This is a genomic window from Marinobacter xiaoshiensis, assembly GCF_031631795.1.
In the GTDB taxonomy this organism is placed as follows: Bacteria; Pseudomonadota; Gammaproteobacteria; order Pseudomonadales; family Oleiphilaceae; genus Marinobacter; species Marinobacter xiaoshiensis.
Genome location: NZ_JAVMBO010000003.1, coordinates 271,833 through 289,807 on the forward strand (window position 1 = coordinate 271,833; position 17,975 = coordinate 289,807).

At 54.7% G+C, this 17,975-nt stretch carries 20 protein-coding genes; 6 read left to right on the top strand and 14 right to left on the bottom strand.

The features are described 5' to 3' along the window. Positions 1-32: 32 nt before the first annotated feature. The 3 genes from RKA07_RS01235 to RKA07_RS01245 are packed head-to-tail and all read right to left on the bottom strand — an operon-like array spanning position 33 to position 2,286. Entirely contained in the window at positions 33-1,100 is a 1,068-nt protein-coding gene (locus tag RKA07_RS01235) for a TRAP transporter substrate-binding protein (protein WP_435404602.1), read from the bottom strand. A 39-nt stretch (positions 1,101-1,139) separates the two neighbouring features. Continuing rightward, entirely contained in the window at positions 1,140-1,406 is a 267-nt protein-coding gene (locus RKA07_RS01240; protein ID WP_310965342.1) for a DUF3565 domain-containing protein, read from the bottom strand. A 10-nt stretch (positions 1,407-1,416) separates the two neighbouring features. Beyond that, the gene (locus RKA07_RS01245; protein WP_200201382.1) at positions 1,417-2,286 is read right to left on the bottom strand and encodes a cation diffusion facilitator family transporter; all 870 of its coding nucleotides are present in this window, start codon (positions 2,284-2,286) and stop codon (positions 1,417-1,419) included. A 95-nt stretch (positions 2,287-2,381) separates the two neighbouring features. Here RKA07_RS01245 and RKA07_RS01250 point away from each other — a divergent pair, with 95 nt between their 5' ends. Beyond that, complete coding sequence (locus RKA07_RS01250; protein ID WP_310965343.1) at positions 2,382-3,263, top strand: LysR family transcriptional regulator; 882 nt, start codon at positions 2,382-2,384, stop codon at positions 3,261-3,263. A gap of 6 nt (positions 3,264-3,269) precedes the next feature. On the opposite strand, the gene rarD is transcribed toward RKA07_RS01250, so the two are convergent. Further along, positions 3,270-4,157, bottom strand: a complete 888-nt coding sequence (rarD, locus tag RKA07_RS01255; protein ID WP_200201384.1) for an EamA family transporter RarD — start codon at positions 4,155-4,157, stop codon at positions 3,270-3,272. A gap of 113 nt (positions 4,158-4,270) precedes the next feature. On the opposite strand from rarD, the gene RKA07_RS01260 reads away from it, so the two are divergent. Both RKA07_RS01260 and RKA07_RS01265 read left to right on the top strand, forming a co-directional pair. After that, on the top strand, positions 4,271-4,651 hold the full coding sequence (locus RKA07_RS01260; RefSeq protein ID WP_200201385.1) for a rhodanese-like domain-containing protein: 381 nt from the start codon (positions 4,271-4,273) through the stop codon (positions 4,649-4,651). A gap of 42 nt (positions 4,652-4,693) precedes the next feature. Beyond that, positions 4,694-5,677 (top strand): GGDEF domain-containing protein, encoded by a 984-nt coding sequence (locus RKA07_RS01265; protein ID WP_310965345.1) that lies wholly within the window; start codon positions 4,694-4,696, stop codon positions 5,675-5,677. An 8-nt stretch (positions 5,678-5,685) separates the two neighbouring features. Here the strand turns inward: RKA07_RS01265 and RKA07_RS01270 are convergent, their stop codons facing one another. The 3 genes from RKA07_RS01270 to RKA07_RS01280 all read right to left on the bottom strand — a co-directional run bounded on the left by RKA07_RS01270 (position 5,686) and on the right by RKA07_RS01280 (position 7,814). Further along, positions 5,686-6,111, bottom strand: coding sequence for a hotdog fold thioesterase (locus RKA07_RS01270; RefSeq protein WP_200370456.1), 426 nt, complete (start codon positions 6,109-6,111; stop codon positions 5,686-5,688). A gap of 45 nt (positions 6,112-6,156) precedes the next feature. After that, positions 6,157-6,834: a substrate-binding periplasmic protein gene (locus RKA07_RS01275; RefSeq protein WP_413785004.1), complete on the bottom strand. Its 678-nt coding sequence runs from the start codon at positions 6,832-6,834 to the stop codon at positions 6,157-6,159. 227 nt (positions 6,835-7,061) lie between these two features. Then, positions 7,062-7,814: a substrate-binding periplasmic protein gene (locus RKA07_RS01280; RefSeq protein ID WP_200370463.1), complete on the bottom strand. Its 753-nt coding sequence runs from the start codon at positions 7,812-7,814 to the stop codon at positions 7,062-7,064. Positions 7,815-8,020: 206 nt separating this feature from the next. Between RKA07_RS01280 and RKA07_RS01285 the strand changes: the two genes are divergently transcribed. The 3 genes from RKA07_RS01285 (at position 8,021) to RKA07_RS01295 (ending at position 10,612) form a co-directional block, all read left to right on the top strand. Then, positions 8,021-8,704, top strand: a complete 684-nt coding sequence (locus tag RKA07_RS01285; RefSeq protein ID WP_200201389.1) for a type 1 glutamine amidotransferase domain-containing protein — start codon at positions 8,021-8,023, stop codon at positions 8,702-8,704. A 136-nt stretch (positions 8,705-8,840) separates the two neighbouring features. Continuing rightward, positions 8,841-9,569, top strand: a complete 729-nt coding sequence (locus tag RKA07_RS01290) for a flagellar motor protein MotA (RefSeq protein ID WP_200370465.1) — start codon at positions 8,841-8,843, stop codon at positions 9,567-9,569. Further along, complete coding sequence (locus RKA07_RS01295) at positions 9,566-10,612, top strand: peptidoglycan -binding protein (protein WP_200370467.1); 1,047 nt, start codon at positions 9,566-9,568, stop codon at positions 10,610-10,612. Before RKA07_RS01290 ends, RKA07_RS01295 begins: the two co-directional genes overlap by 4 nt. Here RKA07_RS01295 and RKA07_RS01300 read toward each other — a convergent pair. From RKA07_RS01300 to RKA07_RS01330, 7 genes are read right to left on the bottom strand one after another with little or no spacing between them, the layout of a single operon-like run. Next, positions 10,609-11,553, bottom strand: a complete 945-nt coding sequence (locus RKA07_RS01300; RefSeq protein ID WP_227714859.1) for a ketopantoate reductase family protein — start codon at positions 11,551-11,553, stop codon at positions 10,609-10,611. The genes RKA07_RS01295 and RKA07_RS01300 overlap by 4 nt on opposite strands. 28 nt (positions 11,554-11,581) lie before the next feature. Next, complete coding sequence (locus RKA07_RS01305) at positions 11,582-12,808, bottom strand: MFS transporter (RefSeq protein ID WP_200370469.1); 1,227 nt, start codon at positions 12,806-12,808, stop codon at positions 11,582-11,584. Between the two features lie 29 nt (positions 12,809-12,837). Next, the gene (gene dmpH, locus RKA07_RS01310; RefSeq protein WP_200370471.1) at positions 12,838-13,644 is read right to left on the bottom strand and encodes a 2-oxo-3-hexenedioate decarboxylase; all 807 of its coding nucleotides are present in this window, start codon (positions 13,642-13,644) and stop codon (positions 12,838-12,840) included. Next, the gene (gene dmpG / locus RKA07_RS01315) at positions 13,644-14,672 is read right to left on the bottom strand and encodes a 4-hydroxy-2-oxovalerate aldolase (RefSeq protein WP_200370472.1); all 1,029 of its coding nucleotides are present in this window, start codon (positions 14,670-14,672) and stop codon (positions 13,644-13,646) included. The genes dmpH and dmpG overlap by 1 nt, the downstream gene beginning before the upstream one ends. A gap of 15 nt (positions 14,673-14,687) precedes the next feature. Further along, a complete protein-coding gene (locus RKA07_RS01320; protein ID WP_200370473.1) occupies positions 14,688-15,599 on the bottom strand; it encodes an acetaldehyde dehydrogenase (acetylating) in 912 nt (303 codons plus the stop codon). Between the two features lie 29 nt (positions 15,600-15,628). Next, entirely contained in the window at positions 15,629-16,414 is a 786-nt protein-coding gene (gene dmpE, locus RKA07_RS01325) for a 2-oxopent-4-enoate hydratase (protein ID WP_200370474.1), read from the bottom strand. Positions 16,415-16,423: 9 nt separating this feature from the next. Then, entirely contained in the window at positions 16,424-17,881 is a 1,458-nt protein-coding gene (locus tag RKA07_RS01330; protein ID WP_200370475.1) for a 2-hydroxymuconic semialdehyde dehydrogenase, read from the bottom strand. Positions 17,882-17,975: the final 94 nt, after the last annotated feature.

The following is a 17,975-nucleotide window of genomic DNA, read 5'->3' on the forward strand; positions in this document are numbered from 1 at the left end:
CTACCTCAGTAGCCAGGGTGCAGTGTAGCGGGTCAGTCAGTAGCAATACTGTTCAGGTAGGCTTTGTCAGAAATATTGGTCCACTGTCGAACCTGTTTCAGATAGTCACGCTGGGAATTGATGATCTCTTTTGCAAGATCGTCCTTCTCAGCCGCTTCAGCCAGCAGCTTGTTTGTTGCATCGCGCATGGCGTTAATGACTTCCGGCGGAAACGTCTTGTGGGTCACATTCGGATAGTCTTCTTTCATGCGATCCCAGGCTACGCCGCTTTCGTGGGTAGTCTGAATGTACATGTCGTAAGCCGCAGTGCGCATGGCGATGCGAAGGATTGCCTGCAAATCTTTCGGCAACTTGTTCCAGGCTTTATCGTTAATCAGGAACTGCACTTCCGCGCCAGGCTCTTGCCAGCCTGAATAGTAGTATTTAGCAATCTGGTGAAAGCCCATGGGGAAGTCCAGTGCCGGACCAACCCATTCAACAGCATCCACGGTGCCGCGCTCAAGTGCGGTGTATAGCTCACCGGGAGGCAGATTGGTAACGGCAACACCCAACTCCGCCATCACTTCGCCGGCAAACCCTGGCGTGCGCATTTTCAGGCCTTTGAGATCCGCAACCGAATTGATTTCCTTGTTGAACCATCCGCCCATCTGGTTGCCGGTATTGCCGCCCGGGAACGACTGCAAACCAAAGGGCTCATATACCTTCTGCATCAGCTCCATGCCCTGATCGTGGTAGAACCAGGCATACATTTCCGGGGCAATCATGCCAAAGGGCACAGTGGTGAAGTACATGGCATTGGGAATGGTGCCCTTATAGTAATAAGAGGCAGTGTGACCCATGTCGTACTGGCCATTACGCACCAGATCAAAAATACCAAAGGGCGCTTTGTGTTTGTTGGCGCTGTCGATGCGGATTTTCAGACGGCCACCAGACATTTCTTCGGCCATCTTGGCCATGTTCAGGGTGGTTTCACCAAGAATCGGGGAATTCGGGCCCCAGGTTTGCGCCAGTCGTAACGTATGTTTATCTGCGGCTACGCCCAGTGAACTGACAGAAAACAACAGCATCACCGCTGCCATCCTGAACAGACGAGTCATCATTGTTAGCACCATTTATCGTTTTGTTTGATCGCGTTGTTATTACTCAGAGGGTTGCAATACTAGCCCGTCGCTCGCCCCGGAGCCAAGGGTTGCCAACAGCGCTTTATGCATCGGGAGGTGCCCCTCGTCACACTTGCGGCAGTTGAGCTCAAAGCCCAGCATGGAACGCCGGCCTTCTTCGGTGATTACCCAGGGCCGGTTTACCCAGGGCGGCGTGTGGCGCACATGCTGATTATGGCCACAGGCCAGCCGGGCAACCCAATGGTCTTCTTCGTCTGTGTGGTAGGCGGTTATCGGTTGTTTCATACCGCCCAAGTTAACTGACCAGGCTGCGGATGAAAATCGCCGGGCGTACCGGAAGGTCCGACAAATGCTTCACCAGACTCCGCTTCAAGCGCTCAGAGCGCCCCGGCCAGTTGGCTGGAAGGCTGATTTCCATCATCAGGTTAGGGCCAACCTTGGCCATTTTCACCTGATCCGGATCCAGCCCAACAGAACTCAAGGCCTCATGAACCTCTTCTGCAAATTCCGCCGGAGGCGCTGCCAGCAACAACTCACGCACGGCACCAACGGTCATTTTCACAGGCACAATGATGAAGTAGGCGGAAATAGCGATCATCATCACCGGGTCGGCATACACAGCCCATGCGGACCAGGCGCTCTGCTCCAACCACCAGGCTATTCCAAACCCCATCAGCACGGCTGCGCTGAGTACAGAGTCCATAAACCACTGACCCTGCTCTGCAACCAGCAAGCCCGAAGACTGGCGACGCTCGGCCCACTTCAGGTACACCCACACCGCCGCACAACCCAAAACACTCACGCCGGCAAACACCAGCGCCTTGTCGGCACTGACAGCGCGACCGCCTTCAAGCATGGCAGCAATGGCAGAAGCCAAAGACAACACACACACCAGCGTTATCACCAGGCCTTTGATAGCGATCACCAATGGCTCAACCGCACCGCGGCCGAACGGGTATTCCTTACTGGCCGGGCGGCGAATAATCCGCGCAGCGTATAGCGACAACAGCGACAACAACAGGCTCACCAGTGAATAGGCGCCATCAAACAGAATAACCAGCGAATCAATCCACAACCCCCAAGTAATACCGGCCAGAGCAAATAGACCAGCAGCTACCGCAGACAAACTCAGCGCCATGTTTTCCCGCGCTATAAACTTAAACATTTTGATCTCCCGTGAATTACCAGCATATTATCGCCACATAGCTGACAGTGTGAGTCGGTCACCGACGGAAAAACCGGCGGAACAGGAGATTGCTTTTGAAAACATCGCAAATACAGGTTTTTCTGGCTGTGGTTCGCAATGGCACCATCGCTGCTGCGGCCCGGGAGCTTAGCCGAAGCCGCACCACAGTAAGCACCGCCCTCGCGGCGCTGGAAGACGAACTGGGCGTGGAGTTGTTTGAGCGCAGCGGCAACCAGTTGCAACTGACCACCATCGGCCAGGCCATAGTGACCGATTGCCGCCGATTTGATCAGGTCGCCGGGCAGATTTTTGCGCGCTGCCAGCACCACCTCAGCGGTGCCGAGTCGGTTTTGCGCATAGCCCGGGATGATTCAATTCCAGAGCCTGTGTGGCGCGATCTTCTACGCCGGCTCAAGATCCGCTTTCCGCAGACCAGTCTTTCGGTTTATCTGGCCACACCCCGGGAGCTGCCGCCTCTGGTCAAAAGCCAGTCAGTGGATGTGGCCTACGGGCTTATGCCTGCGCTGGCAAGCGAGGGCTATCAATGGTTTCGTGAGCTTGCCGATGTGCGAATGCTCACGGTAGCGGCACCGGATCATCCACTGAGTCAGCTGAAGCGGGTAACCCAGGACGATCTCATCAGCTTTACCGAAGTCACACTGGCCTTTATGGAAAACGATCGGTTGGAGGCAGAATCCCCGGAAACCGCGAACTATCTGGCCTTCACCATGTACGAACTGATCCGGGACGCGGTGATTGATGGCGCAGGATGGGCAGATCTCCCCCTGCCCCTGATTGCAGATGCCCTGAAACAGGAAACCCTCAAGATTGTTCATCACCGCAGCGCGCGCTGGTGGAAAGCATTCAGTGCACTGGAGTCCGAACAGGCACAGGGCGGTGCGGTTGTGGGCTGGCTGGCGGAAGAACTGGAGCAATACCTCGAAACAATGGGATAGGCTCTGCTACGCAACTGACCGGCTGCGCCCTGCCCAGGCAGACCATGAATACATTGCCAGTGCTATCCAGATCATCACAAAACTTGTTAGTTTTTCGGGGCTAAGGGGTTCGCTGAACACCAGTAGCGCGATCAAAAACTGGATGGTCGGGTTGATGTACATAAGGAAGCCAACGGTGGAAAGCCGCAGTCTTCTGGCGGCACCGGCAAAGGCAAGTAGAGGAACTGCGGTCACTATGCCGCTGGAGAGCAATAAAAGTGTAGTTGCGGTACTGCTACCGAAGTGCGAAACCCCGGCGTAACTGAGGGTCGCAAGAGCAAGCATGCCAACAGGCAACAGTAGAAGCGTTTCGACAAACAGACCGGAAAGCCCGTCGAGAGCTACCTGTTTGCGGAGCAGGCCATAGGTTCCAAAACTGAACGCCAGCACCAGTGTTATCCAGGGCACGACTCCAAGCAGGAATAATTGATACAAGATCGCAATGGTTGCCAGCACCACCGCCACTATCTGAAGCCGGGTAATACTCTCCTTCAGCACCAGCATACCCAACCCGACATTCACCAGAGGCGTGAGAAAATAGCCAAGACTGGCCTGTAGTACCTGTCGGCTCTCCACTGCGTAAATGTAAACTCCCCAGTTGACCGCAATCAGAACCGCACAACCAAGCACGTACCCAAGTTTCGAAGGCCGTGCCAAAGCAGCTTTCACGGGCTGCCAACGCTTCAGGAAGGTAACAATCACCGCCAGAAACACACAGGACCAGAGCACCCGGTGAATAACCACCTCCCAAGCTGGTACACCGTCAAATAACGCAAAATACAGCGGGAAGCAGCCCCACATAATGTATGCAGACAGACCGTATGCAACGCCTTTACTGGTTTCCGACAGAGCCATTAAATAGCTTCCTCACTATGCTTTACTGATGAATTTAACATACCTGAGGGGTTACGCACCTTGGTAATATGTCTTAGTCTGAATACACATTCATAGGGTAGAGAGAAGCTGTTATGAAAACCGCACAGGACTTGGTTGCAGAAGCAAAGCAGCAGATTGAGGAAATATCGCTGGAACAGGCAGAAAGCGCAATTCAGGCTGCGGATCTGCTACTGGATGTTCGCGATGGCGACGAGTACCGGCAAAGCCACATCCCCCACGCCACACACGTATCCCGAGGCACTCTGGAGTTCAAGTTCAGCAGCGACCCCGCACTTGCCAATCGGGATATGAAGATTGTGCTTTATTGCAAAACTTCAGGCCGATCAGCGCTGAGCGCGAAAGCTCTGAAGGATATGGGTTACCTGCATGTGCAATCGATTGAAGGCGGGTTTGATGCCTGGCAGGAAGCAGGAAAACCCATTACCAAACGGGAACTGCCATCCTTCGATTGATCGTTGCTATACTGCGCTCAAAATCGCCATGAACTGACGCTGATGACTACCCATAAACCCAGCCACAGGATTCCTGCCCAGGAGGTTGACGCCGATCCTCCAGCTCCTGTGGCTGTTTCAGGGATTGCTGCCAATGCAGCGCTCCCGACGATTCTCGATAACCTCGATGCCCTGGTGTACGTCGCGGATTTCGAGACCCACGAAATGTTGTACATGAACGCCTATTGGCAAAACAACAACCTGGGCGATTACTGGGCCGGCAAGAAGTGCTGGCAAGTCCTGCAGAACGCCGATGGCCCTTGCAGTTTCTGCACAAACCACCTGTTGATTGACAGCTCGGGTAACGCCACAGGCATCCACGTTTGGGAGTTTCAGAACAAGGTAGACAAGCGCTGGTACCAGTGCAGAGACCAAGCTATCAGGTGGACAGACGGCCGCCTGGTTCGCCTGGAAATTGCCACCGACATTACCGAACGGAAAAATATGGAAGTGGCCCTGCAGGCTGCCCAACAGGCTGCAGAAAAAGCATCTCTGCAGGACGAACTGACGCTACTGAACAATCGTCGGGCTTTATTCCAGTTTGGGGAGCTAATCATTAAACAGGCAAGACGAAGCCAGACACCGGTTGCCGCCATCATGTTTGACCTGGACCACTTCAAGCATATCAACGACACCTATGGCCATGAGGCCGGGGATGCGGTTCTCAGGGAAGTAGGTACCATGCTTCGGAGCAGGGTGAGGGGGTCTGATGTAGCTGCACGCATCGGGGGTGAAGAGTTTGCACTGCTGCTGCCAGACACCCAACAGAATCAGGCCCTGGAATTGGCGGAACTTCTGCGCCAAGCACTCCATGCACTGAAGATTCCTCACAAACACACAGAGCTAAGGCCGACCGCCAGCTTCGGTATTGCCATGCTGGCTGATGATGACGGTCGCCTTGAGGCATTGCTGTCACGGGCCGATGAAGCCATGTACTTGTCCAAGACCAAGGGCCGGGACAATGTCAGCCTGTACCCGCAATTTTGAACGACCGCCTATGGGCGCTTTGTAACAGCCATAGTCAGGCGTGAAATACAGGTAGTCTTACCTTCTTCATTCGACATGCGAATTTCCCATACCTGGGTTGTACTGCCAATATGAAGAGCCCTTGCTGTTCCGTATACCCAACCCTTGGTCACGGGGCGTATATGGTTGGCATTGATTTCCAGCCCCACCGCCACAGTTCCGGGATCTTTCAGGCAGCAATTGGCGGCCATACTTCCCAGGGTTTCCGCCAGCACTACCGATGAACCGCCATGAAGAATGCCGAACGGCTGAACCGTACGCTCATCAACCGGAATACGACCGGTTACGTAATCATCTCCAACTTCGGTGTACTCAATGCCCATGTGGCTAACTGCGGTATTCGCACTGGCCTTGGCCAAATGCTCAAGATCCGGTGTACGGGTCCAGATTGCCATACTGATAAAACTCTCTGACAGGGTTGGTGAATTGTCCCTTGAGCACTAAGGCTGAAGAAACATGTAACGGGCCGTGTACTCGCTGACAAGCTCGTCCAGGCGGCCTTCATTGATCAGTGTATACAGACGATCAGCAATGCGCTCACGGAATTCGAACGTATTGCATCTTGAATTCTTGGAAAAAGTAAAGAACAGTCCCTCGGTACTGACAGGCACATCCAAAGCCACAAACTCATCCGCCAATCCCAGGCGCTGTAACTTCACCTGCCCCTGCAAGCGCTCATACAAAACGTAATCTATGCGCCCTGCAATAGCCATTTCAAAAGACTGCTCTATGGTTCTCACACCAACAATCTGCAAGTTCTCTTCTGCATAGCGATCGAAACCCTGACCAAAGCTATTGTTGATCAAAGTGCTTCCGCGCTTGCCTTGCAAGTCTGGCCAGTGGCGATACTCGAAAACCTTGTCCTTGGGCACCCAGATAGACGCAGCCAGGTTGGTAAAGGGCGGCAGCAGATAGTCCATATACTGGATGCGCTCAGATGTAATAAAAGCACCGGCAATCATATCCAGCTCGCCAATCCTGGCAAGGCGCTGAACCCGCGCCCAGGATCCAAGATTCTGAACCTCAAGCTTGACCCCAAGAGACTCAAGAATTTCCCCCAAAAGCGCGGTGACTGCTCCCGTTAGCTGCTCTGGCGCAACCGGATCTTCCCACAGCAACGGAGGGTACTCCGGGTTGCCGCTCGCAGTTAAAGTTTTGCAGTTGGAATTTTCCGCAGCTCCGGCTGTACAAAAAAACGTAAGCGCTAACAGAAAAGTAAAAATTTTGGCAAAAACGGAAAGCATCTTCTTTTTAAGGGCTAACACGTAAATGACCATCCTGCTCCTGGGCATCAAGCCACCTGAACTGGCCGGGGCAATATCAATAACCGGCAGGCTATCTAATATTACTGAGCGTACTGATCCATGTACTTTAGTACCAGATCTTCATATATACCCTCTGCCTCTATCAATTTGAGCGCAGCTCTTATGTCATCCGAATACTCCAGTACCGGCGACGTATTGGCAACTGCTATCCAGGACCGCTCCCCAGGCATAAAAAACGGAGACACCTTCACCGGCATTCCGAGTTTCCCGAGTGTGTAGATGCCAATCAGTTCGGGCACTACAACCACGTCTACCCGCTCTTTTTCCATCATCAGCATCAAATTCTCATAACGGGGTCCAGACTCTTTACGCAACTGCTCATCGTTATCAAAACGCCTGAAGTAAGTAGAGCCCTCAAGCACACCAATCGTTTTGCCGTAGAGATCCGAATAACGCTCTATGCGATTCGCCTCATCAAAATACAGAAACAGCCGGCGATCTGCTGGAAAAGCCGGAGCTACGAAAGTCATATAAGCCTCTCTTTCCGGTGTTTCCCGAGCACCCAACATCACGTCCACCTCGCCCTTCTGTAACAGATTCAGCACTCTGCGAAAGGGCACTTCCCTGTAGTGCGTCTTCCACCCGAGCCGATCCGTGATTTCCTTGAAAATCTCCACATAAAGGCCTGAGGGCTCGCCGCCCTGAACAATCCGGTACGGCGGCGCATGGTTTGCACCCACTGTAACCGTGAGGGCACGAACGGTCTCAGTGCCTTGCTGGGCTGCAGCAGAAAACGTTATCGCTACCAGCAAAGCAGCAATCAGTAATCGCATTGTTTGTTGTCTCCTGAACACCTTTGCAAATCACAACTGGCAGTGAAATGTATACAGAGTATAGACGCTCTCAGATCTGCACAGGGTCTGGTTGCGTAAAAAGGCACAGGTCACTGCGGTTGAATTATCAGGCCAACAGCACAAGACACGGTAACAAGTCTGGTAAAACAGGTGACTCTCACTTTACGAAAGAAAGGAAAGGCACTATGAAGATCCTTATGGTACTTACGTCACACAGCCAAATGGGCGACACCGGGCATAAAACCGGCTTTTGGCTGGAAGAATTCACCGCACCCTACTATGTGTTCCGCGATGCAGGCGCAGACATCACCATCGCCTCTCCAAAAGGTGGTAAGCCACCGGTTGACCCCAATAGCGAAGCGGATGATGCCTTGACCGAATCCACCCGCCGCTTCCAGAAGGACGCCCACGCCAGGGAAGCCCTCGCAAGCACAAAGGTGCTGAGCAATGTAGACATGAACGAATTTGATGCCATCTTCTACCCGGGTGGTCACGGCCCTTTGTGGGATCTGGTGAACGACACGGCATCCATCGCCCTGATCAAAGCCGCTTACGAGCAGGACAAGGTGATTGGCGCGGTATGCCACGCACCAGCGGTGTTCAAGCATGTTGAAATCAAGCCCGGCCAGAACCTGGTTGGCGGCCGCCAGGTAACGGGCTTCAGCAACAGTGAAGAGGAGGCAGTTGGTCTCACGAACATCGTACCTTTCCTGCTGGAAGACATGCTGAAAGAAAACACTGCAACCTACTCCAAAGGTGACGACTGGGCTCCGCACATCGTTGTGGATGGCAAGTTAATCACCGGCCAGAATCCGGCGTCATCCGAGGGTGCGGCCAAGGCAATGGTGCAGACGCTTCAGCAAGACTGATACCGGTAACGCGCGCTCCGGCTTGGCGCCACGCCTGGCCGGGGCACTCTTTCCCCCATGATGTCCCGCAATTAACCACCAAGACTCGCCAGTCTGTGCTAACTTTTGAGGAACATCTCTAAAGGCTGCTTCTTTCATGAGTAATCCAAAACACACCCTTTTCTGGATGAGCTTTTTTCTGGCGGTTGTTGCCGTTGTCGGCGTGTTGGTCCATAAACCTCTGGCCACCGCATTCATGGCGAACTGGGTCTTCAACCTGTTAATTGTCGGCGTTTTAATAGTCGGCATCGGCCTCACTTACCGTCAAGTATTCGTTTTATTCCCCGAGCTGCGCTGGATTGCCCAGTTCCGCACCGGCCATTCCGGCCTTTCGGTGCTGGAAGAACCCCGGCTGCTCAAGCCATTGGCGCGGCAGCTGGGCGAAGACTCCAAGCGTGATCGCTTCACCCTCTCTACCATGTCGCTTCGCACAGTTCTGGACGGCATCCATTCGAGAATGGATGAGCAACGGGAAATCACACGCTACTTCATCAACTTGCTGGTTTTTCTCGGCCTTCTCGGTACCTTCTGGGGTTTGCTGGGCACCATCAATGCAGTTGGCGAGGTCATTACCAACCTGGATATGGGCCAGGGCGATTTCGGCAAGGTGTTTGCGGATCTTCAGACGGGATTATTGACTCCATTGCAAGGCATGGGCACGGCATTCAGCTCATCTTTGCTAGGACTTGGCGGTTCGCTGATATTGGGCTTTCTCGACATTCAGGCAGGCCATGCCCAGAACCGGTTTTACGACGGCCTCGAAGAGTGGCTGACCGGCGTAACCAACCTGCTGGACCCATTCACCAGCAATGAACGCCAGTCATGATCGGATCCAGGCGCCGCAGCCGAAGCACCACGAACGTATGGCCGGGTTATGTAGACGCGCTCTCGGCCCTGCTGATGCTGGTCATCTTCATGCTGCTGATTTACGTGGTCAGCCAGCTTTTCCTGTCTCAAACACTGTCTGACCGCAACTCCGAACTCGCCCGACTGAACCAGCGCCTGACCGAAATATCGCAACTGTTGGGGCTGGAGCAAAGCAAAACAGACGCGCTGGAACAGCAAATACTCACCGTTCAGAGCAACTTCAGCGACAGCCAGTCTGAGAATAAGAACCTGCAAGATCGGTTGGAAGCGTCCCGCAATCAGCTAATGCAGCAGACTGCCGATGCCGAAGCTCGCGCCGAAACGTTGGCAAACATGAACCAGGAACTGGATAACAAAGACGAGCTCTCCGTCAGCCAGCAAAACATGATTTTGCAGTTATCGAATCAGATTGCTTCGCTGCAGAACCAGTTACGACAGATTACCGCTGCGCTCAAATTGCAAAAAGAAATGACTGCAGACAAAGACGGCGAGCTGGAGAACGTCAGCCGACGCCTGAATACCTTGTTGGCAGAGCGCGTTAACCAGCTGGAACAATACCAGTCTGAATTCTTCTCACGACTGCGGAACATTCTGGCGGCCAATGAAAACATCCGGGTGGTCGGCGACCGTTTTTTACTGCCATCCGAGTTATTGTTCGCTTCCGGCTCCGCCCAGCTCGGCGATGAAGGCAAGCGCGAACTCGATAAACTGGCCGGGGTACTGCTCGAAGTGGTCAAAACCATCCCGGCCGATCTCGACTGGATTCTGCGCATTGATGGGCATACGGACCTGATTCCCATCAATACACTGCAATTCCCTTCCAATTGGGAGCTCTCAACCGCCCGCGCAGTGGCGGTGGTTCGCTACCTGTCGAATCAGGGCGTGCCACAAAACCGCATGGTGGCAGCAGGCTTTGGCGAGTTCTTCCCGGTTGCGGAGGGTGTTACGCAGGGAGCTTTGCAGAAGAACCGGCGCATCGAAATCAAGCTGACCGATCGCTAGCCCAACCCATATTCCAAAAGGGCTGTTACGGTAGCAGTGTAAGGTGCATCAATGCCGAGAGCTTTGGAGCGACGAAGCACTGCGCCCGCAATACTATCCAGTTCCAGTGGACGGCCTTTTTCCTTATCTACCAGCATCGACGTTTTGATCGCGTTAAAGCTGCTGATCAGTTCGAACATTTCATCGACATCCGCCTTACCAAGCTCCTGACCGTCGGCTTTCGCAGCAGCGGCTGTTTCTGCCATCATGCCATACACTATTCGACTGAGTTTGGGGTGCCGGGTCAGGCTCTGAGTATCCAGCCCGGTAAGTGCCGAGATCGGATTAACACCGTTGTTGATCACCAACTTGCGCCAGAGCTCGTGGCGGATATCGTCCGAAACAACCGTAGGAATACCAGCCTGCTCAAAGGCGCTCTGTAGGATTTCCAAAAGCGGGCGACGAGCGTCCTGCATACTCGCAGTGCAGGGCCACGCACCCATAACAATCTGGGCAACACCCTCCGCCTCAATAACACCGGGCTCAACAATATGACCGCCGATACGCACCGCTAATCCGCCCAGAACACGGCTTTCGCCAAGGGTTTGGGCAATCAGAGGTTCATTGTCCACACCGTTCTGCAACGACAGGACCACCGCGTCACTTTCCGACAGCCAAGAACCAAGCTCATCGAGCACCGCCTTTGTCGCAGTGGACTTGAGCGCAATGGCAATCACATCAAAATCAGACGGCTGGTAATCCTGCATCAGTGCCGCATGGTCAACAGCCGGAACCTGACACTCTATACGCTGGTTGGCATAGTGAACTACCAGGCCCGTTTTCTGCAGGGCAGCAAGGTGGTCACCACGGGCCGTGAGAACAACCCGATGGCCCGCCTCAGCCAGCCGCGCACTGTAATAGCCACCAATCCCCCCGGCGCCGATCATGAGTATGCTGAGCATAATCAACAGACCTCTTCACCCTATTTTTTCAATCTTCCAGTTTTCGGTGGTTAAACGCCAGTCTGACAAGCATCCCGGTTTGCAGCACCACTAAAAGGCCAAAAGCAGCCTGATAACCGGCTTTCTCGTAGCCCGCCCCTGCGCCAACTTCCCAGAACCCTATAATAATTCCAATGCCCCACTGCAAAATAAAAGCGGAGAGAAACACCAGCAGGTTCAGCGCCGTGTTGGCGCGGCCGGCAAGATGCTGATCAAAATGCCGCGACAGCAACGCAAACACAGCACTTGAAACTGAGCCGAGAAATCCGAACAGCGCCATAAACAGAAAAATTCCCGGCACCTGCCAGCCGGAAGCCATCACTGTCACAGCCATGAGAAACAGCCCCAACAACACCGCAACGATCGGCACCGGGCGAATGCCCAACCTGATCAGGCGCGCCAGAACAAAACCCAGCATCAGGAAACCAACGCCCATCCCCGCCGCCATAACCATCAGAGCCATTGCCACCTGCCCGGAGTCCATCCCCATAATATCCCTTAGCCAGGGTGCAGCCCACAAGGTGGCGATGGCAAGGGAGGATCCGCTGAACACAGCTGCCACCGGTGCCAACTGCCAGAAAAAGCGGTCTCGGAAAATCTGCTTCAGGCCGGCAAGCTGGGCACGCAATCTGGAATCGGCCGGGGGCTCACTGCGTTCTGGCACAATGAAAAAGATAACCACAGACAAGGTCAGCGTCAGCGCAGCAAGCCCTGCGAATAGCTGGCGCCAATCACTGAACACCAGAAGCCACTCTACCGGCTTTGTTGCAGCGAGCGCCCCCAGTGCACCAAAAGCCATGAGGCTGCCATTGAGAAACGGCAACTGGTCCGGGCGGAACCAGAGGGCGAAGGCCTTGAATGATGCCATCAGGCAGCAAGCCACACCGATACCGATCAGCAGCCGGCCCAGAGTCAGCACCAAGAGACTGTCGGCACTGGAGAATACTATCGCACCCAGAGCGGCAACCAGTAGCAACAGGGATTCAACGCGACGGGGGCCAAAACGATCCAGCAGTACACCCACGGGTAACTGGGCAAATGCGAAGGCTATAAAGTAGGTACTTGTCAGCAAACCAAGCTGGCTGGCTGACAAGTGCATATCGGTAACCAGCTCTCCGGAGATGACCGCGTTGACAGCGCGGTACACATAGGAGAGAAAATACCCCGCCGCAAACGGCAGAAAAATACTCAGGAATAGTCTGCGCGCCTGCGTCACGGGGATCGCCTGTATGTCAATGTGTGCTCTTAAACAAACTTGCCGCTCAAGGTACCCAGGCCCTGGTAACGCACTGTGAAGGCATCACCTTTCTCAACCTGAACCGCTGCTGTAATGGCACCGATCATGATGAAACTGCCTGCAGGCAAGCTTTCACCACGATCAGCCATCATATTAGCCAACATGGCGACTGATGCTGCCGGGTGGCCCAGAACCGCCGCACCCGCGCCGGTTTGTACCACTTCTCCGTTGATTTCCATTACAACACCGATGGTTTTCAAGTCTAGGTCAGCAATGTCAGCCATGCGGCCACCGGTTACGAAACGGCTGGACGATGAGTTATCAGCAATCACGCTTTTGAGGTCGAACTTGAAGTCCTTGTAACGGGAATCGATTACCTCAACCGCTGGCATAACAAAGTCTGTAGCACGTAACACGTCACCAATATGCACGCCCGGGCCTTTCAGCTCATCCTTGAGTACAAAGGCCAGTTCCGCCTCGATTTTAGGGTGAATCAGCTCATCATGCTTGATCTCCCCACCTTCAGGCACACTGAAATAGTCCGCCAAAAAGCCATAGCAAGGCTGCTCAACCCCCATCTGGGCCATCTTGGCCCAGGAAGTCAGGCCCATTTTCATGCCGACAATCTTGTGGCCACGCTCTTCCTTGCGACGACGGGTTTCCCACTGGATGTCGAAGGCATCCTTGTAGGTCATTTGCGGATAGTCGTCAGTGATCTTGGTGATCTCATAGGCTTCCAGTTCGGCTTTCTCGCAGTGGGCCGCCAACTCTTCAATCTGCGCCTGGGTCAGCTTGTTCTCATACGCTTCAGTCATCAGATCAATCCTTTTTCTTTGGCCATGGTCAACGCCAGGTCTTCAATCATGTCTTCCTGCCCGCCCACGGTGCCACGGCGGCCCAACTCAACCAGAATGTCACGGGCTGAAATGCCATACTTTTTCTCTGCCCGTTCTGCGAACAGCAGGAACGAGGAGTAAACGCCCGCATACCCCAACGTCAGCGCGTTACGGTCCACACGGATCGGCTGGTCCATCATCGGCACCACCAGGTCTTCGGCCACGTCCATGATCTTGTACAGATCAACACCGGTTTCCACACCCATGCGATCCAGCACGGCACAGAAGACTTCCAGTGGCGTATTACCAGCCCCCGCCCCCAAACCGGCAACGGAACCGTCGATACGGGATGCGCCGGCTTCAATGGCAGCCAGCGAGTTGGCAATGCCCATGCCCAGGTTGTGATGGCCATGAAAGCCGATCTCGACGCCAGGTGGCAGCTCTGCACGCAGCAAGCCTATGCGAGCGGTAACGTCGTCCGGCAGCATGTAACCTGCAGAGTCCGTCGCGTAGATACAGTTGGCTCCGTAGCCCACCATCAGCTTGGCCTGCTCGAGAATCTTCTCGGGACTGACCATGTGCGCCATCATCAGGAAGCCGACGGTGTCCATCTTCATTTCGGCGGCCATGCCAATATGCTGTTCCGACACATCAGCTTCGGTGCAGTGGGTAGCCACACGGATGGAAGAAACACCGCAGTCCCGGGCCATTTTGAGGTGGTCAACGGTACCGATCCCCGGCAAAAGCAGCGCAGAAATTTTGGCGTTCTTCATCTTAGGTACGACGGCGCTGAGGTATTCCTTGTCGCTGTGGGCCGGGAAACCGTAGTTCAGAGAGCGACCACCCAGACCGTCACCGTGGGTGACTTCGATCATCGGCATACCCGCCTCATCCATTGCCGTCGCGATGCTGACCGCCTCATCCAGACTGATCTGGTGTTGTTTGGCGTGCATGCCATCGCGCAGGCTCATATCGTGCAACGTGACTTTTTTACCTTGTAAATTCATTGTTCTCTCCCCCGCTTAGCCGCGTGCCGGCAATGTGATGGTGCCGTCAGCCGCTTCTTCGGCAAACATCTCGGCAGTACGTAGGGCGGCGGCCGTCATGATGTCCAGGTTGCCGGCGTACTTGGGCAGGAAATCGCCCAACCCTTCCACCTGCATGTAACAGGTGACCTTGTTGCCATCGAATACCGGGCCATTAACCAGGGTGTAACCCGGAACGTACTTCTGTACTTCCTTCACCATGGCCTGCACGGATTCGGTGATGGCCTCCTGGTCAGGCTCACTTTCAGTAAGGCAATGGATGGTGTCGCGCATCATCAGCGGCGGCTCGGCTGGGTTGATGATAATAATCGCCTTGCCCTCTTTGGCACCGCCTACTTTCTCCACAGCCCCTGCGGTCGTGCGGGTGAACTCGTCGATATTCTGGCGTGTACCCGGACCTACTGAGCGAGAAGACACAGTCGCAACAATCTCACCGTAGGCCACCGGTTGAACACGGCTGACAGCCGCAATCATCGGGATTGTCGCCTGGCCACCGCAGGTCACCATGTTGACGTTCATTTCCAGGTTCTTGGCGTGGTCTGCCAGGTTCACCGGCGGTACACAGAAGGGGCCAACGGCTGCTGGCGTCAGGTCTACCATGATTACGCCCAATTCGTTCAGCTTGCGGCTGTTCTCGGCATGGACGTAGGCAGAGGTTGCATCAAAGGCGACGCGAATATCATCTTTAATAATATGTTCCAGAACACCGTCCACCCCGGTTGAGCAGGTTTTAATGCCCATTTCGGTAGCACGTTTGAGGCCTTCTGATTCCGGATCGATACCCACCATCCAGACGGGCTCAATCCACTCGGAACGCTGCATTTTCATGAGTAGGTCGGTGCCGATGTTGCCTGGGCCAATAATGACCGCTTTGAGTTTCTTGTTCATGTTTCGGATTCCTGTATCAACGGGAGCAATCAGATGAAGCGGACAGACGCACTGCCAATGCCACCTATGCTCACACTCATAAAATCACCAGCTTGCACCGGCTCCAGAGGCACCAACGAACCGGACAAAATCACTTCGCCAGCCTTCAGTGGAATACCAAACTGTCCCAGGGTGTTTGCCAGCCAGGTAACACAGGTAACGGGGCTTCCCAAAGCCGCCGCGCCCGCGCCGGTGCTGATAATTGATCCGTTCTTTTCCACCACCATGCCGCAGGTAGCTAGATCCACCTTGCGGGGATTCACCGCCCGATCCCCCAGCAGGAACACGCCGCAGGATGCGTTGTCGGCTACTGTGTCCTGAATTTTTATTTCCCAGTTTTCAATGCGGGAGTCCACCACCTCGAAGCAGGGCAGCACGCAATCGGTTGCTGCCAGCACATCTGCTGCTGTCAGGCCCGGACCCAACAGGTCTTTTTTCAGAATGAAGGCGATTTCACCTTCCGCCTTGGGCTGCATCAGGCGACCGGAAATCTGGACTTCCTCGCCTTGGCTATACGCCATTTTGTCGGTGAGGTAACCGAAGTCCGGCTGCCCCACCTTGAGCATGTTTTGCACTGCCTTGGAAGTCAGGCCGATCTTTTTCCCGATCACCTTTTCTCCCGACTCGATACGGCGCTCCAGTATCCGGAGGGAGATGTTATAGGCATCCTCAACGGTGATATCACTGAAGCGCTCAGTCAGTGGTCGCACGGCAGTGCGGTTGACCATGGCCTGATAGAGCTCATCACCGCAGGCCTGAATCTGTTGCTTATCCATATCCGTTCCTCAGAGTTTGATGCAGATATTTTTGGTTTCGGAGTAGAACTCGAGGCCGTGTGCACCACCCTCGCGACCCAGGCCGGAATGCTTGGCGCCACCAAACGAGGTGCGCAGATCCCGCAGGAACCAGGAGTTCACCCAGGCCAGGCCAACTTCCATCTGTTCCGCCACACGAATGGCGCGGGCTGAGTTTTCCGTCCAGATTGCACAGGCCAGGCCGTAATTGGTGTCATTGGCCAGCGCGATGGCTTCGTCCTCGGTATCAAACGGACGAATGTGGCAACAGGGCCCGAAAATCTCTTCGCGGATAGCGCGCGCGTCTTCCGGCAAACCGGTCCAGATGGTCGGTTCAATCCAGGCGCCTTCGTTCAGCTCGGCGCCCATATCCGGGATGCCGCCACCGATTTCTACAGTTGCACCTTCTTCCCGCGCCAGGTCGTAATAGCTCTTCACTTTTGCCCGATGCTCGAGGCTGACCAGCGGTCCGAAGTTGGCTTCAGGGTCTTCCGGGCGACCCAGCTTCAGTTTGGCGACTTCTTCCTTCATACGAGCGAGGAAGCGGTCAAAAATCGGGCGCTCTACATACACCCTTTCCGTGCCCAGACAAACCTGGCCACAGTTGACAAATGCCGAGCGCATGGTGCCCTCTACTGCCTTTTCAAGGTCACAGTCGGCAAACACTATGCCCGCGTTCTTGCCACCGCACTCCATAGAAACATTGCGCAAGCCAACCGCCGCCGCCTTCATAATGACTTCACCGGTGCGGGTTTCGCCGGTGAAAGTAATTGCATCAACCAAGGGGTGAGTGGTCAGGAAAGCGCCAGCGGAGTCAGGGCCGAAACCGTGCACCACGTTAAACACTCCGGGCGGCACACCACACTCGTTCATAACCTCACCCAGAAGGGTTGCGGTGGCGGGTGTTTCTTCGGATGGTTTCACAACCACGGTGTTGCCGCAGGCCAGCGCCGGACCCACTTTAAAGGTCATCAAAAGCAAAGGTAGATTCCACGGGGAAACAACAGCGATAACACCCTTTGGAGTGCGGTGACCAACGTTCAGAGCACCCGTACCGTCCGGGGTGTCCATGCGAAAGCCCTCGGTGGGATGGCTCATGGAGTCCGCAAATTCCTTGAAGTTCGCCGCCCCACGGGGAATGTCGATGTGGCTCGCCATGGAACGTGGCTTGCCGGTATCCAGGCACTCTGCATCCAGAAACTCGTCAAAGCGTTCATTGATACGATCGGCAATCCTGTACAGCATTTCAGACCGCTGCTTTTGCGTCATCTTGCCCCAGGGGCCTTTCAGGGCGGCCTTGGCGGCGCGAACGGCGGTATCAACTTCGGCTTCACCGGCCTCGTGAACGTTGCCAATCAGGCTGTTGTCGACAGGGCTGCGGTTTTCAAATAACTTTCCGCTGGCAGAGGGCACGTACTCGCCATTGATAAAATGTTTGAACTCTTTCATGGCTCACCTTTCTTGTTAACTAAACCTGCGCACTGCCGCAGCGTTCCGGTTTTGAGTAGCACGGGTGTTTCAGCAATTACGCAACCCGTATCGT

Bases quoted from the DNA above. Each gene is read 5' to 3' on its own strand.
- RKA07_RS01235 (WP_435404602.1), bottom strand. From the start codon at position 1,100: ATGATGACTCGTCTGTTCAGGATGGCAGCGGTGATGCTGTTGTTTTCT.
- RKA07_RS01240 (WP_310965342.1), bottom strand. From the start codon at position 1,406: ATGAAACAACCGATAACCGCCTACCACACAGACGAAGAAGACCATTGG.
- RKA07_RS01245 (WP_200201382.1), bottom strand. From the start codon at position 2,286: ATGTTTAAGTTTATAGCGCGGGAAAACATGGCGCTGAGTTTGTCTGCG.
- rarD (WP_200201384.1), bottom strand. From the start codon at position 4,157: ATGGCTCTGTCGGAAACCAGTAAAGGCGTTGCATACGGTCTGTCTGCA.
- RKA07_RS01260 (WP_200201385.1), top strand. From the start codon at position 4,271: ATGAAAACCGCACAGGACTTGGTTGCAGAAGCAAAGCAGCAGATTGAG.
- RKA07_RS01265 (WP_310965345.1), top strand. From the start codon at position 4,694: ATGACTACCCATAAACCCAGCCACAGGATTCCTGCCCAGGAGGTTGAC.
- RKA07_RS01270 (WP_200370456.1), bottom strand. From the start codon at position 6,111: ATGGCAATCTGGACCCGTACACCGGATCTTGAGCATTTGGCCAAGGCC.
- RKA07_RS01280 (WP_200370463.1), bottom strand. From the start codon at position 7,814: ATGCGATTACTGATTGCTGCTTTGCTGGTAGCGATAACGTTTTCTGCT.
- RKA07_RS01285 (WP_200201389.1), top strand. From the start codon at position 8,021: ATGAAGATCCTTATGGTACTTACGTCACACAGCCAAATGGGCGACACC.
- RKA07_RS01290 (WP_200370465.1), top strand. From the start codon at position 8,841: ATGAGTAATCCAAAACACACCCTTTTCTGGATGAGCTTTTTTCTGGCG.
- RKA07_RS01295 (WP_200370467.1), top strand. From the start codon at position 9,566: ATGATCGGATCCAGGCGCCGCAGCCGAAGCACCACGAACGTATGGCCG.
- RKA07_RS01300 (WP_227714859.1), bottom strand. From the start codon at position 11,553: ATGCTCAGCATACTCATGATCGGCGCCGGGGGGATTGGTGGCTATTAC.
- dmpH (WP_200370471.1), bottom strand. From the start codon at position 13,644: ATGACTGAAGCGTATGAGAACAAGCTGACCCAGGCGCAGATTGAAGAG.
- dmpG (WP_200370472.1), bottom strand. From the start codon at position 14,672: ATGAATTTACAAGGTAAAAAAGTCACGTTGCACGATATGAGCCTGCGC.
- RKA07_RS01320 (WP_200370473.1), bottom strand. From the start codon at position 15,599: ATGAACAAGAAACTCAAAGCGGTCATTATTGGCCCAGGCAACATCGGC.
- dmpE (WP_200370474.1), bottom strand. From the start codon at position 16,414: ATGGATAAGCAACAGATTCAGGCCTGCGGTGATGAGCTCTATCAGGCC.
- RKA07_RS01330 (WP_200370475.1), bottom strand. From the start codon at position 17,881: ATGAAAGAGTTCAAACATTTTATCAATGGCGAGTACGTGCCCTCTGCC.